Raw genomic sequence first — 25,128 nt, 5'->3', positions numbered from 1 at the left:
ACTCAAAGGACTCAGCAGGGCCGACGTCGTCCCGATCTTTGATTCAGCGCGAGCGACGACAGGAGGCCCGGTGGTTCATCCGCACCTTCAGCCATCTCCCGAAGGGCTCTACGACCCGGCGTACGAGCACGACGCCTGCGGCGTGGCCTTCGTGGCGGATCTCTCCGGTCGCCGCTCACACGACGTGGTGGCGAAGGGGCTTTCGGCCCTGTGCCGGCTGGACCACCGGGGTGCCCGGGGTGCGGAGCCGAACACTGGTGACGGGGCCGGCATCATGGTCCAGGTCCCCGACGAGTTCTTCCGCGCCGTCGTCGACTTCGAGTTGCCCCCCGAGGGGCAGTACGCGACGGGTCTGGTCTTCCTGCCGCACGACCCCGACCAGGCGACGCGCGCGCTACAGGTGCTGGAGAAGTACGCGCTCGTGGAGGGCGCCGACATCCTCGGCTGGCGTGAGCTGCCCGTCGACCCGTCCGATCTGGGCGAGACGGCCGAGGCGGCTCGCCCGCACATCCGGCAGCTGTTCATCGCCGCGCACCGGCTGACCGACTCGCCGGAGGGCCGGGCGGGCTCCCCGCTGACCGGCATCGACCTCGACCGGGTCGCGTTCTGCGTGCGCAAGCGCACCGAGCGCGAGACCGCCGAGCGGGGCGTGCCGGCGTACTTCCCGTCGCTGTCGTCGCGCACGATGGTCTACAAGGGCATGTTGACGCCGGAGCAGGTGCCGGCGTTCTTCCCGGACCTCGTCGACGAGCGGGTGGCGAGCGCGATCGCGCTGGTGCACTCCCGCTTCTCCACCAACACGTTCCCGTCGTGGCCGTTGGCACACCCGTACCGGTTCATCGCCCACAACGGCGAGATCAACACGATCCGTGGAAACAAGAACTGGATGAACGCCCGCGAGGCCCTGCTGGCCTCGAAGAACATCCCGGGCAACATCAGGCGCCTCTTCCCGATCTGCACCCCCGACGCCTCCGACGCGGCCAACGTCGACGAGGTGCTCGAGCTGCTGCACCTGGCCGGGCGCAGCCTCCCGCACGCCATGTTGATGATGATCCCCGAGGCGTGGGAGAACGACACCGACATGGACCCGGAGCGGCGCGCCTTCTACCGCTTCCACGCGAGCCTGATGGAGCCGTGGGACGGTCCGGCGGCGGTCGCCTTCACCGACGGCACGGTCGTCGGCGCGGTGCTCGACCGCAACGGCCTGCGCCCGGGCCGCTGGTGGCGCACCAGCGACGGCCTGGTCGTGCTGGGCAGCGAGGCGGGCGTGCTCGACCTCGACCCGGCCACCGTCGTCGCCAAGGGCCGGCTGCAGCCGGGGCGGATGTTCCTGGTCGACACCGGCTCCGGCCGCATCGTCGAAGACGACGAGATCAAGGCTTCTCTCTCGGTGGAACACCCGTATGACGACTGGCTGCACGCGGGCTTGATCAACCTGGAGGATCTCCCCGAGCGCGAGCACATCGTCTACACGCACGACTCCGTGCAGCGCCGCCAGCAGACCTTCGGATACACGGAGGAGGAGCTGAAGATCCTCCTGGCGCCGATGGCCCGCACGGGCGCCGAGCCGCTCGGGTCGATGGGCACCGACACCCCGATCTCGCCGCTGTCCACCCGGCCGCGGCTGCTGTACGACTACTTCCACCAGCTGTTCGCGCAGGTCACCAACCCGCCGCTCGACGCGATCCGCGAAGAGCTGGTCACCAGCCTCCAGTCGACGATCGGCCCCGAGGGCAACCTGCTCGACCCTGGCCCGGCCAGCTGCCGTCAGATCGTGCTGCCGTACCCGATCATCGACAACGACGAGCTCGCCAAGATCCTGTCGATTGACGACGACGGCGACCTGCCCGGTTTCAAGGCGGTGCGGGTCTCCGGCCTGTACCCGCTGCGCGACGGCGCCGCCGGCATCAAGGCGCGACTGACCCAGATCTGCCGGCACGTCTCCGAGGCGATCGAAGACGGCGTGCGCATCCTGGTGCTCTCCGACCGCGACTCCAACGCGCAGCTCGCGCCGATCCCGTCGCTGCTGCTCACCGCGGCCGTGCACCAGCACCTGGTGCGGGAGCAGACCCGCACCCAGGTCGCGCTCGTCGTCGAGAGCGGCGACTGTCGCGAGGTGCACCACGCGGCCGTGCTGATCGGATACGGTGCGGCGGCGGTCAACCCCTACCTGGCGTTCGAGTCGGTCGAAGACCTGATCTCCACCGGAGTGTTGAAAGGAGTCGCGCCCGCAGGGCTGAATGGGCGGCCTTCGGCCGCGGTGGGCGTGCGCAACTACGTCAAGGCGCTCGGCAAGGGCGTCCTGAAGATCATGTCGAAGATGGGCATCTCGACGGTGTCGTCGTACTGCGGCGCGCAGGTCTTCGAGGCGGTCGGCCTCGAGGCCCGGCTCGTCCAGCGGTACTTCAACGGCACGCCCAGCAAGATCGGTGGGGTCGGCCTGTCCGGCATCCACGAGGAGATCAAGGCCCGGCACGCGCGGGCGTACCCGGCCAACGAGGCCGAGCGGGCGCACCGCCGGCTCGACGTGGGCGGCGAGTACCAGTGGCGCCGCGAGGGCGAGGTGCACCTCTTCAACCCGGAGACGGTGTTCCTGCTCCAGCACGCCACCCGCAGCCGGCAGTACGACGTGTTCAAGCGGTACACGTCCAAGGTCGATGAGCTGGCGAAGGACGCTGGCTCGCTGCGCGGGCTGTTCACGCTGCGCACGGGCGTGCGGCCGGCCGTCCCTCTCGACGAGGTCGAGCCGGCTTCTGAGATCGTCAAGCGCTTCGCGACGGGCGCCATGTCGTACGGGTCGATCTCGGCCGAGGCGCACGAGACGCTCGCCATCGCGATGAACAATCTCGGCGGCAAGTCGAACACCGGCGAGGGCGGCGAAGACGTCGACCGGCTCTACGACCCGGCCCGGCGCTCGGCCGTCAAGCAGATCGCCAGCGGCCGCTTCGGCGTCACCGGGGAATACCTCGTCAACGCCGACGACCTGCAGATCAAGATGGCGCAGGGCGCGAAGCCTGGCGAGGGCGGCCAGCTCCCGGGCAACAAGGTGTGGCCGTGGATCGCCAAGACCCGGCACGCCACCCCGGGCGTCGGTCTCATCTCGCCGCCGCCGCACCACGACATCTACTCGATCGAAGACCTCGCCCAGCTCGTGCACGACCTGAAGTGCGTCAACCCGGCCGCCCGGGTACACGTCAAGCTGGTCTCCGAGATCGGCGTCGGCACCGTCGCCGCGGGCGTCGCGAAGCTCAAGTCCGACGTGATCCTGATCTCCGGGCACGACGGCGGCACCGGCGCCTCGCCGCTCAACTCGCTCAAGCACGCCGGCACCCCCTGGGAGCTGGGGCTGGCCGAGACCCAGCAGACGCTGCTGCTCAACAGGCTGCGTGACCGGGTCACCGTGCAGGTCGACGGCCAGCTCAAGACCGGCCGCGACGTGGTGGTCGCCGCGCTGCTCGGCGCCGAGGAGTACGGCTTCGCCACCGCGCCGCTGATCGTCTCCGGCTGCATCATGATGCGGGTCTGTCACCTCGACACCTGCCCGGTCGGCATCGCCACGCAAAATCCTGTGCTGCGCGAGCGATACACCGGCAAGCCGGAGTTCGTCGAGAACTTCTTCCTCTTCCTCGCCGAGGAGGTCCGGGCGTACCTGGCCGAGTTGGGCTTCCGCACGCTCGACGAGGCGATCGGCCACGCCGAGCTGCTCGACGTGGCGCCCGCGGTCGAGCACTGGAAGGCGCAAGGTCTGGACCTTGCCCCGGTGCTGCACGTGCCGGCGCTGCCCGAGGGCGCGGCCCGCCGCCGCATCCGCTCGCAGGACCACGGTCTGGAGCAGTCGCTCGACAACGAGCTGATCGCGCTGGTCCAGCCGGCGCTGGTCGACCGCGAGCCGGTGCGTGCCGAGGTCGCGGTGCGCAACGAGCACCGCAGCGTCGGCGCGATGCTCGGCGGCGAGGTGGCCCGCCGGTACGGCGGTGCCGGCCTGCCCGTCGACACCATCGACATCACGCTGCACGGCACGGCTGGGCAGTCGTTCGGCGCGTTCCTGCCGGGCGGGGTGACCCTGCGGCTGCACGGCGACGCCAACGACTACGTCGGCAAGGGCCTCTCGGGCGGCCGGATCGTGGTGCGGCCGGCGGCCAGCGCGCCGTTCACCGCTGAGGAGCACATCATCGCCGGCAACACCATCCTCTATGGAGCAACGGCCGGCGAGCTGTTCCTGCGCGGCCGGGTCGGCGAGCGGTTCGCCGTACGCAACTCCGGTGGTGTGGCCATTGTGGAGGGTGTCGGCGACCACGGCTGCGAGTACATGACCGGTGGCACCGTCGTGGTGCTCGGCCAGACCGGCCGCAACTTCGCCGCCGGCATGTCCGGGGGCACGGCGTTCGTGTGGCGCCTCGACAAGAGCAAGGTCAACCCCGAGCTGGTCGAGCTCCAACCGCTCAGCGACGAGGAGCAGGTAACCCTGCGCGCCCTCGTCGAGCGGCACTTCGCCGAGACCGACTCGGCCGTAGCCGAAAACCTGCTCAAGCGCTGGCCCGAGGCGGTCGACGAGTTCACCGCCGTGGTGCCGCGCGACTACAAGCGCGTCATGGAAGCGATCCGCACCGCCGAAGCCGCCGGTCGGAACATCGACGAAGCGGTGATGGAGGTCGCTCGTGCCTGATCCTCAGGGGTTCCTTCGCTACGGCCGCCAGCTGCCGAGCCGGCGGCCGGTCCCCGTGCGCATCCAGGACTGGCGCGAGGTCTACCCGGTCGCCGGCGACGCGCTGATCCGCGAGCAGGCCACCCGCTGCATGGACTGCGGCATCCCGTTCTGCCACGACGGCTGCCCCCTCGGCAACCGCATCCCGGACTGGAACGACCTGGTCCGCACCGGCAGCTGGGCCGCCGCCATCGAGGCGCTGCACGCCACCAACAACTTCCCGGAGTTCACCGGGCGGCTGTGCCCGGCGCCGTGCGAGGCCGCTTGCGTGCTCGGCATCGCGGGCGGCGAAGCGGTCACGATCAAGCAGGTCGAGGTCGAGATCATCAACCGGGCCTTCGACTACGGCTTCGTCACCCCGCAGGCGGTGCCGCCGCCGTCGGGCAAGCGGATCGCCGTCGTGGGCTCCGGGCCCGCCGGGCTCGCCGCGGCGCAGCAGCTCGCCCGCGCCGGTCACGAGGTCACCGTGTACGAGCGCGACGACGCCATCGGCGGCCTCATGCGGTACGGCATCCCCGACTTCAAGCTGGAGAAGCAGCACATCGACCGGCGGCTTGAGCAGATGGCGGCCGAGGGCGTCCAGTTCCGCACGTCGGTCAACGTGGGCGTCGACGTCACCGCCGCCTCGCTCCGCGAAGGGCACGACGCGGTGCTGCTCGCCTGCGGCGCCCTGGCCGGGCGCGACACCCCCGAGACGCCCGGCCGCCAGTTGCGCGGCGTCCACCTCGCGATGGATCACTTGGTACCCGCCAACCGCTTCGCTGCCGCGACAGCGGCTGCCGGCAATGATTCAGCCGCGGGTCCTCTGCCTCGTGTGCCGATCGACGCCGCGGGGAAGCACGTGGTGATCATCGGTGGTGGCGACACCGCGGCCGACTGCCTCGGCGTCGCCCACCGGCAGGGCGCGGCCGGCATCAACCAGCTCGACATCTACCCCGAGCCACCCTCCTCGCGGGACGAGGAGCGCGACCCCTGGCCCGTCTGGCCGTGGATCCTGCGCAACTACCCCGCCCACGAAGAGGGCGGTTCTCGCGTGTTCGCCGTCGCCGTGCGCGAGTTCGTCGACGACGGCACCGGCCAGGTGCGCGCGGTGCGCATCTCGGAGGTACAGGTCGAAAAGCGCGACGGCCAGCGCATCATGACCTACGTGCCCGGCTCCGACCGCGAGCTCCCGGCTGACCTGGTGCTGCTGGCGATCGGCTTCGACGGCACCGAGGAGCAGCCGCTGCTCGACCAGCTCGGCGTCGCCCGCAACAAGCGCGGCGCCGTAGACGCCCGCCCCGACTGGCAGACCGACGTCGACGGCGTCTTCGTGGCCGGCGACATGCACCGCGGCGCCTCGCTGATCGTGTGGGCGATCGCCGAGGGCCGCGCGGCGGCAGCCGCGATCCACCGCTACGTGGGCGGCGCCGGCGACCTCCCCTCTCCCGTAACCCCATCCACCCAACCCTTGACCGCAGCCCGCTAACCCGCGCCCGCCCGCGCCCTTCGGTCGCCGCCCGCCGGCGACCGCCCGGCCCTTGTCCGCCGATCAAGGGCAAATGCACGTGCTTTGATCTCCGATCCACGTGCGTTTGCCCTTGATCGATGGAAATCTCCTTGATCGGTGCCGCGAGCTCGGCGTTCGCGCAACCCTGCCGCGCTGTGCGCCGGGCGCGATCGCCGACGCCGCCGTCATGATTGCGGGCGATCGCCCACCGCGCGGTCCTGGTCGGGGATGGTCGTCGCGCCGCACACCCCGCACGGTGTCCGCGCGACGCGCGACGGACGCCGCGGGTACGGCGTCGACCGACGCCGCGCTCGGGCGGCTGCGCGGCGCTCGCCGGATGGCACGGCGTGGAGACCTTCGCGACGAACCCGCTACCGTCGCAGCGTGCACGCGATCCTGATCTCTGGCCTGCCCGGCGCAGGCAAGACCACCGTCGCTCGGCTGCTGGCCGCGCGATACCCGCGCTCGGCGCATATCGAGGGCGACCTCGTGGGGGAGCGGTTCATCGTGAACGGATACGTCCCGCCCGGTGGATCACCTGCCGACGAGGCCAACGCCCAACTACTGCTGCGCCGCCGCCTCATGTGCCACATGGCCGACGGGTACGCCGAGGCGGGCTTCGTGCCGGTGCTGGACGACGTGGTCGTGTCCCCGTCCCACCTCACCGCCGAGCAGGCCGTCGACCGCATCGAAGCCGACCTTCACGCCGCCATGGTCGTGTCTTGATCGCCTTCGTATAGCTACTTGTCGGGAGCCGGACGGCACCCGGCCGACCGCCGTGTCCGATGTAGACGGTGGATGGATCGACGAGCTGGCCGCCGCCGCACGCCGGGCGTGCGAGGCCGCGGCAGGGGCGACCGAACCAGGTCCGGTTGCGTCAAAGCATCCGGATGAGCGCACGCACCTCGTCGAGAGCGGACGGCGCGACGGAAAGCACTGTGCAGCCGAGCCCGATCAGCAGCGGCGCGACGGATGGGTCGGCTGCCGCGTCGCCGCACACCGATACCGGCTTGCCGTGCCGTCCGCCCGCCGCGACGACGGCGGCGATCGCTTGCAGCACAGCGGGTTCGGCGGCGCTGGCGGGGGTGAGCCGCGGGTCGCGGCGGTCGAGGCCGAGCAGGCTCGCGCTGAGGTCGTTGCTGCCGATGGACAAGAAATCGGCTGCCTCCGCGATGGCCTCGATCGCGTCGATGGCCGACGGCAGCTCGATCATCGCGCCGAGCGGCACGGAGGGTGAGGCGAGCAGCTCCCGGCAGCCGCGCACCTGCTCCGCGGACTCCACCAGCGGCAGCATGACGCGCAGCGATGTGTCGGCGCCGGCCAGCCGGATCGCGCGTAGTTGGGCCGCTAGCGCGTCGGGTGCCGACAACGACAGCGCGACACCTCGCAACGATTGTCCATCGAGGAACGGCGGGAGCTTGTCGCCGCCGAAGTCCAGCGTCCGCACCGTCGCCACCCGCCCAGCCAGGGGAGCGAGCACCGGTCTCAGGGCCGCCACGTGGTCGGCTTCGGTGGGCCATGCCGTCGCGGCAAGGAATGGCAGCTCGGTGCGGACCAGCCCGGCGCCCGCCGCACCCGCGGCCACCGCCGCCGCGGCCTCGTCCGGCGTGGAGACGTTGGCCAGCAACGTGATGGCCCGCCCGTCGCGTGTGGCCGCCGGCAGCTCGCGCTCGACCGCGAGCGCCGCTCGCCGCTCGCCCGCCGCCCGCATCGCCGCCAGCGCGGCATCCCGCTCACCGTCGCTCGGCCCGACGATCAGGGACGCACCATCCACGATGGCCAGCGCGCCGTCGGGGGCATCCAGATCCAGACCAAACACCAGTGGTACCCCGAGCGCCCGCGCCACGATCGCCACGTGCGCGTTGGGTCCACCGAGCAGCGACACCGCACCCGCCACCTCGTCGGGAGCGTCGAGCAGGTCGTCGGCGCCCAACTCCCGCCCGACGAGCACGAGCGGGCCCTCCACAGTGGATGCCACACCGCCCTGCAGCACCGCGACCGCCCGCCGCCCCACCTGCCGTACATCGGTGGCCCGCTCGGCGAGCGCCGGATCGGGCAGCGTCGCGAGCATGGTCGCGTACCGCTCGGCCGCGACGCGAGCAGCCGTGTCGGCGGGCTGGCCGGCGCGCACCTCCGCCACGGCGGCCTCGCGCAGGTCGGGATCGTCGGCGATGAGCGCCATCGTCTCGGCGATGTCGGCCGGCTCGTCGAGCCCGTCGCCCCGCAGCGCCTCGGCCCGCGCCCGCAGCCGCGCCGCCACCGCGTCGAACGCCCCCAGCACGTCGCCAGGGCCGGCCAACCCACCGCCAGCCGGCACCACGCGGTCGACGTGCCAGACGCGGCCCAGTCCGACGCCGGGCGCTCCGGGCGTACCCAGGTGTCTCATGCCGCGACGCTGGCCAGCGCCTCGAACACCAGCCACGTCGACGTGGCACCTGGATCCTGGTGCCCGACGCTGCGTTCGCCCAGGTACGACGCCCGGCCCTTGCGCGCCTGGAGGCCGGTCGTGGCCCGCATCCCTTCCGCCGCCGCGCCGGCCGCAGCCCGTGCCGCCGCGGCGAACCCGTCACCGGCCGACTTCTCGAAGGCCACCACCGCCGGCTCGTACGCGTCGACCATGGTCTTGTCGCCCGGTGCCGCCCCGCCGAGCTTGCGTACGGCGTCCAACCCGGCTCGCAGCCCCGCACCGAAAGCAGCGGCGTCCACAGTCGACGACGAGCCGAGCGCCTTGCCCAGAGCCCGGAACGCCGACCCGTACAGCGGCCCCGAAGCGCCACCGACCTTTGACACCAGGGTCGTGCCGGTGCGCGCCAACACCTCACCCGGCGTTTCCAGGGACGCGCCGTTGAGCGCGGCCAGCACCGCCGTGAAGCCCCTGTTGAGGTTGACGCCGTGGTCCGAGTCGCCGATCGCCGCGTCCAGCTGGGTCAGAAGCTCGGCTTGTGAAGCGACGGACGCGGCCACTGCGGAAACCCACGCGCGGGCGAGTGTGGCGTCCACGTCAGACACCCCACCGCAGTGCGGGTGTGCGCACTGGCGCGTCCCACAGCCGCAGCAGCTCGGCGTCCACTTTGCATACCGTCAGCGACGCGCCGGCCATGTCGAGGCTGGTGACGTAGTTGCCGACGAGGTTTCGCGCGATCCGCACGCCCGCCTTGTCGAGCAGCGCCGCCACCTCTCCGTACAGCAGGTACAGCTCGATGAGTGGGGTGCCGCCCAGCCCGCCCAGCAGCACGATCGTCTCGGAGCCGGCGCTGAGCGGCTTGGCGCCGAGGACCGCGTCGACCGCGAGCGCGGCGATGTCGCGGGCTGGGCGCAGCTTTTCCCGCCGCCGTCCGGGCTCACCGTGGATGCCGACGCCCACCTCCATCTCATCGTCCGGCAGTTCGAACCCTGGCCTGCCGGACGCCGGCGTGGTGCAGGCCGTCAGCGCGACCGCGAACGACGCGCTCGCCTCGTTGACACGCGCGCCAGCGGCGGCGACGGCCGCGGCGGAGGCGCCGGTCTCGGCGAGCGCCCCGGCCACCTTCTCGACGATGAGGGTCGCGCCGGTGCCGCGCCGGCCGGCCGTCCAGGTCGAGTCTTCGACCGCGACGTCGTCGTCGGCCAGGACGGTGTGCACCTCGACGCCCTCGTCGCCGACCAGCTCGGCCGCCATCTGGAAGTTCATCACGTCGCCGGTGTAGTTCTTCACCACGTGCACGACGCCCGCACCGCCGTCGACCGCCTGGGTGGCCGCGAGGATCTGGTCCGGTACCGGAGAGGTGAAGACCTCACCCGGGCAGGCCGCGTCGAGCATGCCCAGCCCGACGAAGCCGCCGTGCAGCGGCTCGTGCCCGGACCCGCCGCCGGAGACGAGGCCGACCTTGCCGCCTCGGGGCGCGTCCGACCGTACGATGATCTGCTTTTCCAGGTCGACGCGCAGCTCGGGATGGGCGGCGGCGATGCCCGCGAGGGCCTCCCGAACGACCGCCGAAGGGTCGTTGACGAACTTCTTCATGCCTGCGATCGTCGCGCCCGGCCGGCGGACACGCCAGTAGCATTCGCGCATGGTCGGGATCGTGTTGGTTTCGCACAGCGCCGAGCTGGCGGGCGGGCTGCGGGCGCTGCTGCTCCAGATGGGCGCCGAGGCCGTCGAGGTGGCCGGCGGCACCGCGGAGGGTGAGCTGGGCACCAGCTACGACCTGGTGCTGGAGGCGATCCAGCGCGCCAACGGCGGCGCCGGTGTGCTCGTCCTGCCGGACCTGGGCAGTTCGGTGCTCATCGCGCGGGCGGTGCTGGAAGACCATCCGCTGCCGGGTGCGTTGATCGTGGACGCGCCGTTCGTCGAGGGTTCGGTCGCCGCGGCGGTCACCGCGTCGACCGGCGCCGACCTGGCGGCCGTGGCGGCCGCGGCGGAGGAGGCGCGCGATGTCCGCAAGTTCTGAGACCACCGTCGTGCTCCCGGTCGCCCTGCACGCCCGGCCGGCGGGCAAGGTGGTGCAGGCCGCCGCGCGGTTCGAGGCACAGGTGGAGATCGGGTACCGGGACCGCGTCGCGAACGCCCGAGGCGTACTCGGACTCATGGGGCTGGGTGCGACCGCAGGTGCGGCTGTGACCCTGCGCGCGACGGGCGCCGACGCCGCTGCGGCCGTCGAGGCCGTTGCCGCCGTGTTGACCTCCGCGAGCTAAGCTGATCCGGCGGTCGCTGGTGCCCGCCCTAACGAGGGGTCAATAGGGGTCGGCCGGAAGACGGCCGTTCCAGCGAGGGGACTAGCCTGATGGCCGTGACACGCCGCGCGAAAATCGTTTGCACACTCGGACCTGCCACATCGTCGCCGGAGCGCATCCGCGGCCTCGTAGACGCGGGTATGGACGTGGCGCGGCTGAACTTCAGCCACGGCAGCCACGCCGACCACGAAGAGGTCTATCACCTGGTCCGCGGTGCGGCCGGGTCGACGGCGCGCGCGGTCGCGGTGCTGGCCGACCTGCAGGGGCCGAAGATCCGGCTCGGCCGCTTCGCCGAGGGCCCCGTTGAGTGGCGCACCGGTGACTCTGTGGTGATCACCAGTGACGACGTGGTGGGCACTCAGGACCGGGTCTCGTGCACCTACAAGAAGCTGCCGCAGGAGGTCAAGGCTGGCGACCGCCTGCTGATCGACGACGGCAAGGTCGCGGTCGAGGTCAGCGCCGTCGAGGGCAACGACATCCGCTGCCTGGTGATCGAGGGCGGCCCGGTCTCCAACAACAAAGGCGTCTCGCTGCCCAACGTGGCGGTCAGCGTGCCCGCGCTCTCCGAAAAGGACGCCGAAGACCTGCGCTTCGCGCTGCGGCTGGGCGTCGACCTGGTGGCGCTGTCGTTCGTGCGCTCGCCCGATGACATCAAGCTCGTGCACTCGATCATGCACGAGGAGGGCGTGATCCGCCCGGTGCTGGCCAAGGTGGAAAAGCCCGAGGCGGTGACCCACCTGGAGGCGATCGTCGACGCGTTCGACGGCGTCATGGTGGCCCGCGGTGACCTGGGCGTCGAGCTGCCCCTCGACCAGGTGCCCCTGGTGCAGAAGCGCGCCGTGCAGCTTTGCCGCGAAAACGCCAAACCGGTCATCGTGGCCACCCAGATGCTCGACTCGATGATCGAAAACTCCCGCCCGACTCGCGCCGAGGCCTCCGACGTCGCCAACGCCGTGCTCGACGGCGCCGACGCGGTGATGCTGTCCGGCGAGACCAGCGTCGGCAAGTACCCGGTCCTCACGGTCAGCACGATGGCGAAGATCGTCACCACGACCGAGGCCGGCTCGATCAACGTGCCGCGGCTCCAGCACGACCCGCGCACCCACGGCGGTGCGCTCACCGTGGCCGCGTCCCAGATCGCCCGCAACATCGGCGCCAAGGCGCTGGTCGCGTTCTCGCAGACCGGCGACACCGTCCGGCGGCTGTCGCGGCTGCACTGCGAGCTGCCGCTGCTGGCGTTCACCCCGGTCCAGGAGGTGCGCGACCAGCTCGCTCTCTCGTGGGGCGTCGAGACGTTCCTGGTGCCGTTCGTGCGGCACACCGACGACATGTTCCGGCAGGTCGACCAGGCGCTGATCGGCCTCGGCCGGGCCAACCCGGGCGACTACGTCGTGGTGGTCGCCGGCAGCCCGCCCAACGCCCCCGGCTCCACCAACACCCTGCGAGTGCACCAGCTCGGTTCCCTCGTCGAAGTGTCGTCGGCGGCCCGCACCACGCGATGAGCGCGCTCACCGGCCAGTCGGCCGTCGACCAGCTTCTCGAAGTGCTCGACCTGAGCCAGATCGGCGAGTCGACGTTTCGCGGCGTAAGCCCGCCGGTCGGCCCCCAGCGAGTCTTTGGGGGGCAGGTCGCCGGCCAGGCGCTGGTGGCGGCCGGCCGCACCGTCGAGCCGACCCGCTTCGTGCACTCGCTGCACGGATACTTCGTGCGGCCCGGAGACCCGACCGAGCCCATCGAGTACCGGGTGGAGAACATCCGCGACGGGCGCTCGTTCTCGGTCCGCCGCTCGGTGGCCTACCAGCACGGCAAGCCGATCTTCTTCATGGCGGCCTCGTTCCACCGCCAGGAGGAAGGGCTCGACCACCACGCGCCAGCCCCCCTCGACGTGCCGCGCCCCGACGAGCTGCCCACGATGGCCGACCGGCTGGCCAAATACTCGGAACGCGCCGGCATCTGGGCGGCGATCCCGCGCCCCATCGACGTCCGGTATGTGGGCGAGCCGGGCTGGGTACGCCCCGGTGATCGCCCCGCCGACCCGCACCAGCGGGTGTGGATGCGCCTGGACGGCAAGCTGCCCGACGACCCGCTGCTGCACGCATGCGCGCTCGCCTACGCGTCCGACCTGACGCTGCTCGACTCCGTCCTGTCCGTACACGGTGAGGTGTGGGGACCCGGCGGTGTCGTGGGCGCGAGCCTCGACCACGCGCTGTGGTTCCACCGGCAGTTCCGCGCCGACGAGTGGTTCCTGTACGACTGCTGGAGCCCGTCGGCGTCCGGCAGCCGCGGCTTGGCGACCGGACGAATGTTCACCCTGGAAGGCCGCCACATCGCAACAGCCGTACAAGAGGGCCTCCTCCGCCGCGTAGGCGCCTAACCCCCGCGGTGCCCGGCCCCTTTCTACGTCGACGCTTCTATAGGGGTGGTGATCGGGCCCGGGGGTTCGTGATCAAGGGCAAATGCACGTGGTTGGATCTCTTTTTCGCGTGCATTTGCCCTTGATCGATGCGATCTCCCTTGATCGGCGTTGCCGTCCTACCCGCTTGCTGGAGCACCCACCCGCGCCATGCCCTGGAATAGATCGTCAGGTCTGCGCAGGTCGGCAAAGCCGACCGGGATAATAGGTTTCATGCGACTGTCCGCCCGGGTCGACTACGCGCTCCGCGCCGCTACCGAGCTCGCCGCCTCGCCTGACCGGCCGCTCACGGCCGAGCGCATCGCAAAGGCGCAGGAGATCCCGCCCAAGTTTCTGGAAAGCATCCTGCTGCAAATGCGCCGGGGCGGCATCGCGCACGCCCAGCGCGGGCCAGAGGGCGGATACTGGCTCGCCCGCCCGGCCACTGAAATCTCCCTCGCCGAGATCATCCGGGTGATCGACGGGCCGTTGGCGCACATCCGCGGCCAGCGACCGGAAGACGTCGGGTACGGCGGCGCCGCGGCCGCGCTCCAGGAAGTGTGGATCGCCCTGCGCGCCAGCGAGCGCGAGATCCTGGAACTGGTCACGCTGGCCGACGTGGCGACCGGCAAGCTCCCCGACCGCGTCCGCGACCTGGCCTCAAACCCCAGCGCCTGGGCATAGCACCGCGTCCGCCCGCGCGCCGCGCGGGCCCCGCGCGGGCCCCGCGCGGGCCCCGCGCGGGCCCCGCGCCTCCTTCCGCCGATCAAGGGCAAACGCACGTGGTTTGATCTCCGATCCGCGTGCGTTCGCCCTTGATCGACGCGGATGCCCTTGATCGCGGACGCTGGGGAGGCGTGCGTCTCAGGACGCGGAACGGGGGTTGACCTGCGCCTTGGCATGAGAGATTCTCGACCAAGCCGATCGGAAATGCCAAGGAGGTAGGCGATAGTGCGAAAGCTCATCGTGCTCGCTCTTGTCGGGCTCCTGGCCCAGCTCATCGACGGCTCGCTCGGGATGGCGTACGGCGTCACCTCCTCGTCCCTCCTCCTCGTGGCCGGGCTGGCACCCGCCTCCGCCTCCGCCTCGGTGCACCTGGCCGAACTCGGCACCACCCTGGCAGCCGGTGCCGCGCACTGGCGGTTCGGCAACGTCGACTGGAGCGTGGTACGCCGCATCGCACTGCCGGGCGCGATCGGGGCGTTCGCCGGTGCGACGTTCCTCAGCTCCATCTCCACCGAGGCGGCAGCGCCCTGGATGTCCGGCATACTGCTCGCGCTTGGTATCTACCTCCTTGTCCGGTTTGCGCGCCCACTTCGCCCGCGTACCTCCAACCGCAGCCCGCGCACCGCGTTCCTGGCGCCGGTCGGGCTGGTGGGCGGCTTCATCGACGCCACCGGTGGCGGCGGCTGGGGCCCGGTGGCCACACCGTCACTGCTGGTCTCCGGCCGGATGGAGCCGCGCAAGGTGATCGGGTCGGTCGATACCGCCGAGTTCATGGTCGCCGGGGCGGCCAGCGTGGGCTTCCTGATCGGTCTCGGCTCTGAAGGCTTCGTACTCCCGACAGTCGCGGCGCTGCTCGTCGGCGGGCTCATCGCCGCGCCGATCGCCGCGTACCTGGTGCGCATCGTCCCGGCACAGCTCCTCGGCGCCGCCGTCGGCGGCGTCATCGTCCTGACCAACGCGCGCACGATCATGAAAGCCGCGGACGTCGCGTCGGACATCCGGCCCATCGTGTACGGGTTCGTGGTGGTCGCCTGGGCGGTGGCGATCACGTTGTCGGTGCGCGCGCTCCGCCGTACCCGCCGGGCAGCCGCCGCGAAGGCCGAGCCCACCGCGGCCCCGCACCCCACTCCCACCCCAGCCCTCGACGTCGCCTGACCCCTGCGCGGCCCGCTAGATCTTGATGACTTGTGGCGCGTAGGTGCCGGCCAGGGCCTAGGCGGGGGAGGGGGCTGTCACTGCCGCGGTGCTGGCGCGGACCGTCAGGCGCGGGTCGAGCAGTGTCGCGGCCGGCACAGGATGCCCTTCCAGTTTGCGCATCAGCAGCGTCACCGCCTGCCGCCCCACGTCTTCGGCGGGGATGAGCACCGACGACAGGGTCGGACTGGCGCGCTCGGCCACCTCGTCCGGGCAGATCGCGACCACCGAGATGTCGTGCGGCACCTGCCGTCCGAGCAGCGGCAGCGTGGCGAGCACGTGCGCGACCGCGGCCTCGTTGTGCACGACGAGGCCGGAGAGGTTGGGGTGGCGTTCGAGGAGGCCGGACAACTCCTGGCGTACCCCGTCGAAGCTTTCCTCGCACGGCTGCGCGACCGTGTCGATGCCATAGCGCTCGGCGGTCTCTGTGAAGCCCGCGCGCGTGCGATGCGCGAACCCGGTGTCGCGCTCGTAGACCACCGCTGGCGCGCCGAGCAGCGCGATGTCACGGTGGCCGAGCGCGGCCAGGTGCTCGACGCAGATGGCGCCGGCGCGATAGAAGTCGAGGTCGACGCAGGTGAGGTTGGCGGCCTCGGCGGGGAAGCCGATGAGCACGCTTGGCCGTTCCAGGTCGCGCAGGAGCGGCACGCGCGGGTCGTGCATCTCGATGTCCATGAGGACGATGCCGTCGACCATCGCGCTGGCCGCGATACGTCGCAGCCCGTCGGGGCCTTCGTCGGCGGTGACCAGCAGGACGTCGTGGTCGAACTGGCGCGCGGTCGTCACGACCGCCGTCGCGAACTGCATCAGCACGGGCAGGTGCATGCCGGAGCGCAGCGGCAGAACGAGCGCGATGACGTTGGCGCGGCGGCTTGCGAGGGCGCGGGCGCCCGCGTTGGGGTGGTAGCCGAGCGCCCGGATGCTGGCGAGCACCCGCTGACGCGTCGTCGCCGAGATCGCCCGCTTTCCGCTCAGCACATAGGAGACCGTGCTCACCGCGACTCCCGCGTGCCGGGCGACGTCGGTGATGGTAACCATGTCGGCGCGCTTCGCCCCGCCCTCAGCCACCAGACTCCTTGCCTTCGAACGTCAGATAGCTCACGGTAGCGCCTGGCGCCTCGAATGACAGATAGAGGTCCCGTACGCCAGCCGCTCCGGTGACCGGGGCTCGGACCTCGGTCCAGTCGTGTCGTCCGGTCGCCGATGGAACGGTGACCGTACCGGCGACCGGCCCGGACACCGGATCGTCGAGCCGCAGCGTGACCCTTGCACCGGCGGCTTCCCGGCTGCGACTGGTCACCCGGGCGGCCACGGTGGACGCGCCGTCGCCGAAGTCGACCCGCTCGAAGCCGATCCAGCCCGCCGGCTCGACCGCGCCGACGGCGTCGGTGCCGCTCGGTACGTCGTCCAGCGGCACCGTGCCGGCGTACCCGTCGTTGTCGATCGCTCGCAGTGGACTGTCCACAGGGTGCCGAGGTGCGATCTGCTCACCGCGCACCGCCAATGTGGCGGTCAGAGCGATGTCCATGCTGGACCGTCCGACCTGGATGGTGTGCCGGGCCGTCTCGACGACCGGCCCGCCTCGGGACACGTCCCAGAACGCGAGCTCGGCCGCCGGCAGCTCGAACGTCACGGTGGCGCGCTCACCAGGTGCCAGCGTGAGCTTCCGGAACCCGCGGAGCTGCCGCAGCGGCTGCTTCACCTGCGAGCGTCGCTGCCGGGTGTACAGCTGCACGACCTCGTCGCCGGTGCGTGTGCCGGTGTTGGTGACGTCGACGCTGACCTCGACCGTGCCGTCGGCGTCCACTTCGGTCGCCGCGAGCCGCAGATCGGTGTACTCGAAGGTCGTGTAGCTCAGTCCGTGCCCGAACGGGTACAGCGGTGCACCGCGGTAGTAGAGGTAGGTGGCGTCGCACGCGATGATGTCGTAGTCGAGGAGGTCGGGCAGTTCGGCCGCGCTCCGGTACCAGGTCTGCGTGAGCCGGCCGCCCGGATCGGTGTCGCCGAGCAGCACCCCCGCGAGCGCGTGACCGTACTCTTGGCCGCCGTGCGCCGACCACAGCACCGCGGGCAGGTGCTCGTCGGCCCAGCCCACCGCGTACGGGTAGCTGCTGCTGACGACCAGCACGGTGCGCGGGTTGGCCGCGTGCACCGCCTTGACGAGCGCCTCCTGCCCGGGGGGCAGCACCAGATCGGCCCGGTCTTCTGTCTCGCGGCCGTTCACCATCGGGTGGTTGCCGACCACGACGACCGCGACGTCCGCGTCAGCGGCCAGCGCCGCGGCGTCGCGCGCCCCGTCCGTGACAAGCTCCACTGTGAACTCAGTGGCGCGCTCCGGGTCTTCCGCGTCCGCGCGTAGCACCGCGTCGGCTCCGGCGGTGACGTAGCGGTCGCTGGCGAGATGGTGCAGCACCACGTGTCCGGAGCCGCGTTCGACGAGGCGGAACGTCTCGCGCACCACCCAGCCGCCTGGCTGTGTCCGGTCGTTGACGAGGGTGCCGTCGTCGTCGACGCCGACGTGGCGACCGTTTGCCGCGGCCCGCAGCGCCACCACACCCTCGCCCCAGTCGAAGATGTCGAACCACGCCTCCGGCGCCGCCATCGGCACGTCGGCACGCACCGGGCCGCCGACCTGACGGTCGACCGCCCACGCATATCCGGCGGAGGAACGCAGCGCGACGCGGTCGACACCCTCGTGGAAGACCGCGCCTTGCGCTCCCAGCCGGTTCACCAGTCCCGTGTACGCCGTGACGGCGTACGGCAATGTCCCGCTGTACCAGTCTTCGTAGACGGTGTCGGCCAGTGGCCCGATCACGGCGACCTTAGCCACCGACAGGGGGAGCAGGCCGTCGTTCTTGAGCAGCACGATGGACTGGCGAGCCGCCTCGCGGGCCAGTTCCTGATGGGCGGCACAGTTGATGACCTCGGCGGTGACGGCGTTGTACGGGTTGGCCTCCGCCGGGTCGAACTCGCCCAGCCGGAACCGTGTCGCCAGGACCCTCCGCACCGCGCGGTCCACATCGGACTCGTCGATGAGACCGCGCTCCAGCGCCTCGGTCAGCCGCTCGATGGTGGGCTCGGAGTCGGTGTCGTCCTCGGTGAAGCTGTCGATTCCGGCGCGCAGCGCGGCGGCGTACCCGCAAGGATGGTCTGGGTGGTAAGCCTGCGCGCCCGCGATGTTCGACGCGGCGGCGGCATCGCTGACGACCATCAGGTCGTCAGCCGTCCACCGGCGCAGCTCGCCCTCGATGAGCGGGCTGAGGTGGGCGGGGCGGCCGTTGACGAGGTTGTACGACGCCATCACGGCGACCGCCGCGCCCGCCTCGATCGGCGCCCGGAAGGCGGGCAGCTCGTACTCGTGCAGCACACGCGGGGGCAGGTTGCTGGAGGTGGTGCAGCGGTCGGTCTCGTTGTTGTACCCGAGGAAGTGCTTGAGCGTCGGGGCGGTCTTGAGGTAGCGCGGGTGGTCGCCGCGCAGGCCGTTCGCGTAGGCGGTGCCCATCACGCCGGTCAGCCACGGGTCCTCGGAGTACCCCTCCTCGTTGCGCCCCCAGCGCGGGTCGCGCAGCGGGTTGACCACGGGCGCCCAGACGTTGAGGCTGATCCGCTCCGGATCTTTGTGGTGAAAACCGCGCACCTCGTCACCGACGGCGTCGCCAACCTCGCGGACGAGGTCGGGGTTCCACGTGCTGGCGAGTCCTACCGCCTGCGGAAAGACGGTGGCCGGGCCGACCCACGCGAGGCCGTGCAGCGCCTCCGTGCCGGTGCGGAACGGGCCGAGCCCGAGACGGGCGATCGGCGCCTGGTGCTGGTGCAACAGGCTGACCTTCTCGGCCAGGGTGAGCCGGCCGACCAGGTCAGCGACTCGGGTGGGGAGGGGCTGGTCAGGGTCGCGGAAGAGCATTCCCTCCGGTGCTTCTGTCATCACCGATCACCCGATCTTCGTGTGCCCTGGGCTATCACGCGAAGCGCTTCGACAGGCTACCCGTGGCCGGGTTGCAGGACTCGAAGCGCTTCGACAACCTGTCGAAGAAAGCTCCGCCGCTGGCACGAGTTTCCGCCGTGTTACGCCGGAGCCCTTTGAGACTGGCATCACAGAACGGCCTAGGTCAATAGGGAGCGCTCCCAAATGTCCTAGCCCCTTTATTTCGGCACGTCACACCGCGTCCCACCCGGTCCGACCCGTCCTCCCGCCCCCTCCCTGTCGATCAAGGACGAATACACGTGGTTCGATCTCCGTTCCGCGTGCATTTGCCCATGATCGACGCGGACGTCCTTGATCGGCGGGGCCGGGGCCGGGCGCCCGGCTGGCTGGCGTCCGGCCGGCGCCGGCTGGCGTCCGCGCCGGTCGAGCGGCGCGCCGCGCAGAGCGCGGCGGTGGGTCGCACGCTTTAGGGGAAACTTGCGATATCAGACGCGGGTCGAGGCCACGCTTCCTCGATACTGCGCCCGACGCCCGACGCCCGACGCCCGACGCCCGACGCCCGACGCCCGACGCCCGACGCCCGACGCCCGACGCCCGACGCCCGACGCCCGACGCTCCCGGCGCCGCCGATCAAGGGGCATTGCGTTGATCAAGGGCAAATGCACGCGGAACGGAGATCAAAGCACGTGCGTTTGCCCTTGATCGACGGAAGGGGCGCGCCACGCGCCACGCGCCACGCGCCACGCGCCACGCCAGCGCCACGCCAGCGCCACGCCAGCGCCACGCGCCACGCCAGCGCCACGCCGGGGCGCGTCAGGCCGCTGCGGCGGTTCCGCGCCGGGTCGCGCAGGGCGGGGGCGGGTCGCCGGCGGGCGGGGCGGTTTGGGGTCGGTGGGCTGTTAGTGGGGTGGGGGTGGGGGGAGGTGGCCGGCGTCTACGGTGGCCAGGGCTCGGGCGGCGCCGCCCACCGCGGCCGTTCCCGAGCCGAGTGTCGAGGCGGCGATCCGGCAGCCGCCCGCGTCGGGGGCGATCGCGCGGGCTGCCAGTTCGGCTTCGGCCGCGGGCAGGAGCCACGGCGCCAGCGGCACGAAGTTGCCGCCGAGCACCACCACGTCCGGGTTGATGACGTTGGTGAGGATGGCAACCCCGTGACCGAGGTGCCGGCCGACGGCCGCGAGCGAGTCCACTGTGGCCGGATCGCCGCGCCGGGCTAGCCGGACCACCTCGTCGATCTCAGGGGCGAAGTCGGTGATCGGCCCGTCGGTCTCGGCGTCGGGCAGCACCCGGCGGATGATCGCGGGGATGCCGGCCATGGCTTCGAGGCAGCCGGTGCGCCCGCAGGGGCAGCGGGGGCCGCTGGGGTCGATTTGGACGTGGCCGATTTCGCCGCTGAACCCGCGGCCGCCGCGCAGCAGCCGTCCGTCGACGATCACGCCGGCGCCGATGCCGACCTCGCCGGTCAGGTACACGAGGTCGGACGTGCCCACGAACGCGCCGTACCGGTGTTCGGCCATCGCGGACAGGTTGGCGTCGTTGTCGACGGCCACGTCGTATTTGGGGTCGCGCAGCGCGTGCACGAGGTCGGCGCGCAGGTCGACGTCGCGCCAGCCGAGGTTGGGGGCGAGGCGCACGGTGCCGTCGGAGTCGACGAGTCCTGGTACGCCGACGGTGAGCCCGAGCACCTGCCGGTTTTGGCTGCTGACGCGGCCGGCGACTCGGCTGGCGAGGGCGGCGATGGCGCTGACCGCCTTGCCGGGCGAGGAGGCGAGCGCGGGGAAGGTGCGGCGCCACGACAGCAGCTGCTCGCCGGCCAGGTCGACGGCGACGGCGGTGAGCTGGTCGGCGCTGACCGCGAGCCCGATCGCCGCGTACGGCTGGCCGTCGAGCACCAGCATGGTGGCGGGCCGGCCGATCCGGTGTTCGGCGAGGCCGGTCTCGCGCAGCAGTCGCCGCTCGATGAGGTCGGCGACCAGGCTGGACACGGTGGCCTTGTTGAGGCCGGTTGCGGCGGCGATGTCCGCGCGCGAGCAGGGCGCGTGGTTGCGGACGTGACGCAGCACCACGGCGAGGTTGGTGGCTCGCACGTCGGCGAAGTCGGCCGGTTGTGGCCCTGTCTGCATCGTGATCAAGTCAGCCCCGTTCCCGGCGAGATGTCTTGATGGTGCCCCCGGGCTGGCCTGAACTCATGCCGTACCGGGTCTGCCCTTGTGGCGGCGGTCACCGTTGGTCTAGTTTGTTTAGTCGGCAGACGAACTAACTCTACAGTTCTATCACTTTTTAGCAACGGAAGGGAGTGCGCCGTGACGTCACCCCTCGCGGGCGCGGCCACCAACCGCAGAAACTTCCTCGGCCTGGCGGGTCTCGGCGTGGCGGCTCTCGCCGGCGGCGGCCTGCTCTCCGCATGTGGCGGAGAAGCGGGCGGCGAGGGCGCTGCGACCGGATCTGACAAGATCGCCAGCTTGCTGCCGAGGCTCAAGGAGCTGAACCTCGGCATCCCCAAGCCGGATGTGCCGGGCGTACGCCCGATCGCCGACGGTTATACGAAGTACCCGTCCACGCTGGTCGACGCGATCAGCGAAAAGCCGGGCACGAGCGGCAAGGCCATCAAGACCATGTATCCGGCCTGGGGCCCGCCGCCGCCGGCGTTGGGCTCCAACCAGTACCTCGCCGCCGTCAACGAGGAACTCGGCATCGACGTGGACCCCAGCGCGCAGGACGGCCTGGTGTACGCGGACAAGATGAACGCGCTGCTCGCCGCCCGCGACGTGCCCGACCTGCTCTGCATCCCCGACTGGGAGGTGGAGAAGCTGCCGCGGTTCGGCGACGCGGTAAAGGCCCTGTTCGAGGATCTCACCGACTACCTCGCCGGCGACAAGGTCGACGCGTACCCGATGCTGGCGACCTTCCCGACGGGCGCCTGGCGCCGGTCGGTGTGGAACGAGCGCCTGATGGCGATCCCGAACCCGACCGACGGCCCGTTCGACTGGGGCTTCTTCTACCGCAAGGACCTGCTCGACGCTGCTGGCCAGAGCGTCCCGAAGAGCATCGAGGAACTGATCCAGGTCGGCAAGGCGGTCACCAACCCCAGCAAGGGCGTCTGGGCGTTCGACGACATGTTCGCCATGGTGCAGATGTTCCACAAGGTGCCGAACGCGGACACCGGCTGGCGCCTGAAGTCCGACGGCACGCCCGAGCACAAGTACGAGACCGCGGAGTTCAAGCAGGCAGCCGAGGTGATGGCCCGGATCTACAAGGAGAACCTGGTCCACCCCGACCTGGTGGCCAGCAAGGGGGCCGACGCCAAGAAGCTGCTGGAGAGTGGCAAGATCATCTTTAAGCAGGACGGCATGGGCATGTGGCAGGGCATGCAGGCCGAGCAGCAGAAGGTCACGCCCGGGTTCAACATACAGCCGGTACCGATCTTCTCCGCGACCGGCGGCGACCCGCTGGTCTGGGGTGACGAGAAGCCGATTTCGTACACCTTCATCAAAAAGGGCCTCGGCAAGGAGCGCGTGGAAGAGCTGCTCCGGGTCATCAACTGGTGCTCGGCGCCGTTCGGCACCAAGGAGTCGCAGCTGCGCGGGTACGGCGTCGAGGGCAAGCACCACACGATGACGGCGGATGGGCCGGTCAAGACCGACCTGGGCTTCAAGGAAGCCGGCGACCAGTACTTCTTCATCAGCGGCCGGACCCCGGTCATCTCGCCGACGCCGCAGACGCCGAACTACGTCAACGACCTGATCACGTACTCGAACTCGATGGCCAAGTTCCTCGAGAAGAGCCCCTGGGGCGACTTCAAGCTGGAGTTCCCGGCCAAGTACAAGGCCGAGACCGTACCCACCGAAGACAAGATCACTGACATCGTGCGGGGACGGCGCCCGCTGAGCGACCTCGACAAGGTCGTGCAGGAGTGGCGCACCAATGGGGGCGACGAGGCGCGGGACTTCCTGGCCAAGACGCTGTCCGACGCTGGGCGATGAGCACTCGCGAAGCACCGCCGGTGGCGGGGTCGGGCGCGTCCCGTACCCCGCCTCCGGGCACCAACCCCGACGCGGCGGCCGGGGCGCCCGCGCGGCGCAAGCCGTCAAAACCCCATCGGGTACCGTTCCGTGCCCGCCTGCGCCGCGACTGGCCGCTGCTGTTGATGACCCTGCCCGGCGCGCTCGTGTTGTTCGTGTTCCACTACCTTCCTGCCCTCGGCAACGTCGTCGCGTTCCAGGACTACAACCCGTGGGCCGGTGACACTCCGCTCCAAGCGTTTCTGGGCAGCGAGTGGATCGGGTTCGGCAACTTCGAAAACCTCTTCAGCAGCAACGCGTTCTGGGAGGCGGTCTGGAACACGCTGTCCATCACGGCATTCCAGCTCGTGTTCTTCTTCCCGCTGCCGATCGCGCTCGCCATCCTGCTCAACAGCGTGATGTCGACGAGGCTGCGGTCGTTCATCCAGACCATCGTGTACCTGCCGCACTTCTTCAGCTGGGTGCTGGTCGTGACGTTCTTCGTGCAGATGCTGGGCGGTGCCGGCCTGCTCGCGCAGGAGATGCGCGAGGCTGGCTTCCAGCCGTGGAACATCATGACGAACCCGGACACGTTCATCATCCTGGTGACCGCCGAATCGGTGTGGAAAGACGTCGGCTGGGGCACCATCATCTTCCTCGCCGCGCTGTCCACCATCGACACCAACCTGTACGAGCAGTCCGCTGTGGACGGCGCCAACCGGTGGCGACGGCTCTGGCACATCACGCTGCCCGGCCTGCGGCCGGTCATCGTGCTGCTGCTGATCCTGCGCCTCGGCGACGCGCTGTCGGTGGGCTTCGAGCAGTTCATCCTGCAACGTGACGCGGTCGGCCGCGGCGCCGCCGAGGTGCTCGACACCTTCGTGTACTACCACGCCATCGCGACCGGCGACTACGGCTTCGGCGCCGCGGCCGGTCTCTTCAAGGCAGCCGTGGGGCTCGTGCTGATCCTGGCCGCTAACAAGATGGCCCACCTCCTGGGCGAACGGGGGATCTACTCGAAGTCATGAGCGTCCAACTCGCCACCAAGCTGCGCAAACCATCCGGCCGCCCGGCCTGGGAAGAGAAGCCGACTCCGGTCGGCCTCGCCGTCAAGGGCCTCGTCCTGACCGGCGTCGTCCTCGCCGTGATCGTGCCATTGTGGACCGTCGTGGTCACGAGCCTCTCCTCCCGCCAGACCATCAACGAGGCGGGCGGCCTCGTGATGATTCCCAAGGGGATCGACGCGTCCGCCTACGTGGTGATCTTCTCCGGCGGCACGGTCACCAGGGCCCTGTGGGTCAGCACGCTCGTCACCGTCGGTGGTACCGCGATCAGCCTCGTGCTGACCGTGCTCGCCGCGTACGGGCTGTCCCGGCCGGGCTCGGTCGGGCACCGGTCGCTGCTGTTCTACTTCCTGCTGACGTTCCTCATCTACCCGGGCCTGGTGCCGAGCTACCTCGTGGTGACCGGGCTGGGGCTCAAGGACAGCCTCTGGGCGCTGATCCTGCCGACCGCCGTCAGCGTCTTCAACCTCGTCGTGATCCGGGCGTTCTTCCAGGCCATCCCGCAGGAACTGCTTGACAGCGCGCGCATCGACGGCGCCAGCGAGCTGCGCATTCTGACCCGGATCGTGCTGCCGCTGTCGAAGGCGGTGATCGCGGTGGTGGGCCTCTTCTACGCGGTCGGGTACTGGAACACGTGGTTCAACGCGCTGCTATACATCGACGACAACGACAAGTTTCCGATCCAGCGCATCCTGCAGAGCATCGTCCTGCAGGGACAGTCGCCGACCTTCTCCGGCCTGCCGGTCGGCACGTCGATGCCGCCCACGCTGGCCGTCAAGATGGCGGTCGTGGTGGTGGCGGTCGCACCCATCGCGATCGTGTACCCGTTCATCCAGCGGCACTTCGTCAAGGGCGTCATCCTCGGCGCGATCAAGGGCTGAGATCCCCCGCCCCCACGACCGTGATCAGGGCGTCCTTCAAGTCG

General features: G+C 70.7%; 19 protein-coding genes. 13 read left to right on the top strand and 6 right to left on the bottom strand.

Annotation, left to right across the window (positions count from 1 at the left end):
- The first annotated feature begins 70 nt into the window (after positions 1 to 70).
- The 3 genes from gltB (at position 71) to V6V89_RS16380 (ending at position 6,920) form a co-directional block, all read left to right on the top strand.
- Entirely contained in the window at positions 71 to 4,666 is a 4,596-nt protein-coding gene (gltB, locus tag V6V89_RS16390; protein ID WP_334619981.1) for a glutamate synthase large subunit, read from the top strand.
- Positions 4,659 to 6,173 (top strand): glutamate synthase subunit beta, encoded by a 1,515-nt coding sequence (locus tag V6V89_RS16385; protein WP_334619980.1) that lies wholly within the window; start codon positions 4,659 to 4,661, stop codon positions 6,171 to 6,173. Before gltB ends, V6V89_RS16385 begins: the two co-directional genes overlap by 8 nt.
- Before the next feature lie 405 nt (positions 6,174 to 6,578).
- Complete coding sequence (locus V6V89_RS16380) at positions 6,579 to 6,920, top strand: AAA family ATPase (protein WP_334619979.1); 342 nt, start codon at positions 6,579 to 6,581, stop codon at positions 6,918 to 6,920.
- 151 nt (positions 6,921 to 7,071) lie between these two features.
- Here the strand turns inward: V6V89_RS16380 and V6V89_RS16375 are convergent, their stop codons facing one another.
- From V6V89_RS16375 to dhaK, 3 genes are read right to left on the bottom strand one after another with little or no spacing between them, the layout of a single operon-like run.
- Positions 7,072 to 8,580: a putative PEP-binding protein gene (locus V6V89_RS16375; protein ID WP_334619978.1), complete on the bottom strand. Its 1,509-nt coding sequence runs from the start codon at positions 8,578 to 8,580 to the stop codon at positions 7,072 to 7,074.
- The gene (gene dhaL / locus V6V89_RS16370) at positions 8,577 to 9,194 is read right to left on the bottom strand and encodes a dihydroxyacetone kinase subunit DhaL (RefSeq protein WP_334619977.1); all 618 of its coding nucleotides are present in this window, start codon (positions 9,192 to 9,194) and stop codon (positions 8,577 to 8,579) included. Before dhaL ends, V6V89_RS16375 begins: the two co-directional genes overlap by 4 nt.
- A 1-nt stretch (position 9,195) precedes the next feature.
- Positions 9,196 to 10,194: a dihydroxyacetone kinase subunit DhaK gene (gene dhaK, locus V6V89_RS16365; RefSeq protein WP_334619976.1), complete on the bottom strand. Its 999-nt coding sequence runs from the start codon at positions 10,192 to 10,194 to the stop codon at positions 9,196 to 9,198.
- Positions 10,195 to 10,243: 49 nt separating this feature from the next.
- On the opposite strand from dhaK, the gene dhaM reads away from it, so the two are divergent.
- The 6 genes from dhaM to V6V89_RS16335 all read left to right on the top strand — a co-directional run bounded on the left by dhaM (position 10,244) and on the right by V6V89_RS16335 (position 15,177).
- Positions 10,244 to 10,621, top strand: a complete 378-nt coding sequence (gene dhaM / locus V6V89_RS16360) for a dihydroxyacetone kinase phosphoryl donor subunit DhaM (RefSeq protein ID WP_334619975.1) — start codon at positions 10,244 to 10,246, stop codon at positions 10,619 to 10,621.
- Positions 10,605 to 10,865: an HPr family phosphocarrier protein gene (locus V6V89_RS16355; protein ID WP_334619974.1), complete on the top strand. Its 261-nt coding sequence runs from the start codon at positions 10,605 to 10,607 to the stop codon at positions 10,863 to 10,865. The genes dhaM and V6V89_RS16355 overlap by 17 nt, the downstream gene beginning before the upstream one ends.
- An 89-nt stretch (positions 10,866 to 10,954) precedes the next feature.
- On the top strand, positions 10,955 to 12,406 hold the full coding sequence (pyk, locus tag V6V89_RS16350; protein WP_334619973.1) for a pyruvate kinase: 1,452 nt from the start codon (positions 10,955 to 10,957) through the stop codon (positions 12,404 to 12,406).
- Positions 12,403 to 13,278 carry an acyl-CoA thioesterase gene (locus V6V89_RS16345; protein WP_334619972.1) on the top strand — a complete coding sequence of 292 codons (876 nt, stop codon included), beginning with the start codon at positions 12,403 to 12,405 and terminating at the stop codon, positions 13,276 to 13,278. The genes pyk and V6V89_RS16345 overlap by 4 nt, the downstream gene beginning before the upstream one ends.
- 252 nt (positions 13,279 to 13,530) lie before the next feature.
- Positions 13,531 to 13,980: an RrF2 family transcriptional regulator gene (locus V6V89_RS16340; RefSeq protein ID WP_334619971.1), complete on the top strand. Its 450-nt coding sequence runs from the start codon at positions 13,531 to 13,533 to the stop codon at positions 13,978 to 13,980.
- A gap of 267 nt (positions 13,981 to 14,247) precedes the next feature.
- Positions 14,248 to 15,177, top strand: coding sequence for a sulfite exporter TauE/SafE family protein (locus V6V89_RS16335; protein WP_334619970.1), 930 nt, complete (start codon positions 14,248 to 14,250; stop codon positions 15,175 to 15,177).
- Positions 15,178 to 15,234: 57 nt separating this feature from the next.
- Here V6V89_RS16335 and V6V89_RS16330 read toward each other — a convergent pair whose 3' ends face one another.
- A complete protein-coding gene (locus tag V6V89_RS16330) occupies positions 15,235 to 16,284 on the bottom strand; it encodes a LacI family DNA-binding transcriptional regulator (RefSeq protein ID WP_334619969.1) in 1,050 nt (349 codons plus the stop codon).
- Positions 16,277 to 19,141, bottom strand: coding sequence for a glycoside hydrolase family 3 C-terminal domain-containing protein (locus V6V89_RS16325; RefSeq protein WP_334619968.1), 2,865 nt, complete (start codon positions 19,139 to 19,141; stop codon positions 16,277 to 16,279). Before V6V89_RS16325 ends, V6V89_RS16330 begins: the two co-directional genes overlap by 8 nt.
- Positions 19,142 to 19,473: 332 nt before the next feature.
- Between V6V89_RS16325 and V6V89_RS16320 the strand changes: the two genes are divergently transcribed.
- Positions 19,474 to 19,611: a hypothetical protein gene (locus V6V89_RS16320; protein WP_334619967.1), complete on the top strand. Its 138-nt coding sequence runs from the start codon at positions 19,474 to 19,476 to the stop codon at positions 19,609 to 19,611.
- A 429-nt stretch (positions 19,612 to 20,040) separates the two neighbouring features.
- On the opposite strand, the gene V6V89_RS16315 is transcribed toward V6V89_RS16320, so the two are convergent.
- On the bottom strand, positions 20,041 to 21,261 hold the full coding sequence (locus V6V89_RS16315; protein ID WP_334619966.1) for an ROK family transcriptional regulator: 1,221 nt from the start codon (positions 21,259 to 21,261) through the stop codon (positions 20,041 to 20,043).
- Positions 21,262 to 21,441: 180 nt separating this feature from the next.
- On the opposite strand from V6V89_RS16315, the gene V6V89_RS16310 reads away from it, so the two are divergent.
- The 3 genes from V6V89_RS16310 to V6V89_RS16300 are packed head-to-tail and all read left to right on the top strand — an operon-like array spanning position 21,442 to position 25,084.
- Positions 21,442 to 23,121: an extracellular solute-binding protein gene (locus V6V89_RS16310; protein WP_334619965.1), complete on the top strand. Its 1,680-nt coding sequence runs from the start codon at positions 21,442 to 21,444 to the stop codon at positions 23,119 to 23,121.
- On the top strand, positions 23,118 to 24,167 hold the full coding sequence (locus V6V89_RS16305; protein ID WP_442935153.1) for an ABC transporter permease: 1,050 nt from the start codon (positions 23,118 to 23,120) through the stop codon (positions 24,165 to 24,167). Before V6V89_RS16310 ends, V6V89_RS16305 begins: the two co-directional genes overlap by 4 nt.
- Positions 24,164 to 25,084: a carbohydrate ABC transporter permease gene (locus V6V89_RS16300; RefSeq protein WP_334619964.1), complete on the top strand. Its 921-nt coding sequence runs from the start codon at positions 24,164 to 24,166 to the stop codon at positions 25,082 to 25,084. Before V6V89_RS16305 ends, V6V89_RS16300 begins: the two co-directional genes overlap by 4 nt.
- The last annotated feature ends 44 nt before the right edge of the window (positions 25,085 to 25,128 follow it).

This window comes from Micromonospora sp. CPCC 206061, assembly GCF_036906915.1.
In the GTDB taxonomy this organism is placed as follows: Bacteria; Actinomycetota; Actinomycetes; order Mycobacteriales; family Micromonosporaceae; genus Phytohabitans.
Note: the sequence above shows the minus strand (reverse complement) of the source record. Positions and strands in the feature narration are given on the sequence as shown.

Coding starts and splice junctions, on each gene's coding strand:
- V6V89_RS16375 (WP_334619978.1), bottom strand. CDS start 8,580: ATGAGACACCTGGGTACGCCCGGAGCGCCCGGCGTCGGACTGGGCCGC.
- dhaK (WP_334619976.1), bottom strand. CDS start 10,194: ATGAAGAAGTTCGTCAACGACCCTTCGGCGGTCGTTCGGGAGGCCCTC.
- dhaM (WP_334619975.1), top strand. CDS start 10,244: ATGGTCGGGATCGTGTTGGTTTCGCACAGCGCCGAGCTGGCGGGCGGG.
- V6V89_RS16355 (WP_334619974.1), top strand. CDS start 10,605: ATGTCCGCAAGTTCTGAGACCACCGTCGTGCTCCCGGTCGCCCTGCAC.
- pyk (WP_334619973.1), top strand. CDS start 10,955: ATGGCCGTGACACGCCGCGCGAAAATCGTTTGCACACTCGGACCTGCC.
- V6V89_RS16345 (WP_334619972.1), top strand. CDS start 12,403: ATGAGCGCGCTCACCGGCCAGTCGGCCGTCGACCAGCTTCTCGAAGTG.
- V6V89_RS16340 (WP_334619971.1), top strand. CDS start 13,531: ATGCGACTGTCCGCCCGGGTCGACTACGCGCTCCGCGCCGCTACCGAG.
- V6V89_RS16325 (WP_334619968.1), bottom strand. CDS start 19,141: ATGACAGAAGCACCGGAGGGAATGCTCTTCCGCGACCCTGACCAGCCC.
- V6V89_RS16320 (WP_334619967.1), top strand. CDS start 19,474: ATGATCGACGCGGACGTCCTTGATCGGCGGGGCCGGGGCCGGGCGCCC.
- V6V89_RS16315 (WP_334619966.1), bottom strand. CDS start 21,261: ATGCAGACAGGGCCACAACCGGCCGACTTCGCCGACGTGCGAGCCACC.
- V6V89_RS16305 (WP_442935153.1), top strand. CDS start 23,118: ATGAGCACTCGCGAAGCACCGCCGGTGGCGGGGTCGGGCGCGTCCCGT.
- V6V89_RS16300 (WP_334619964.1), top strand. CDS start 24,164: ATGAGCGTCCAACTCGCCACCAAGCTGCGCAAACCATCCGGCCGCCCG.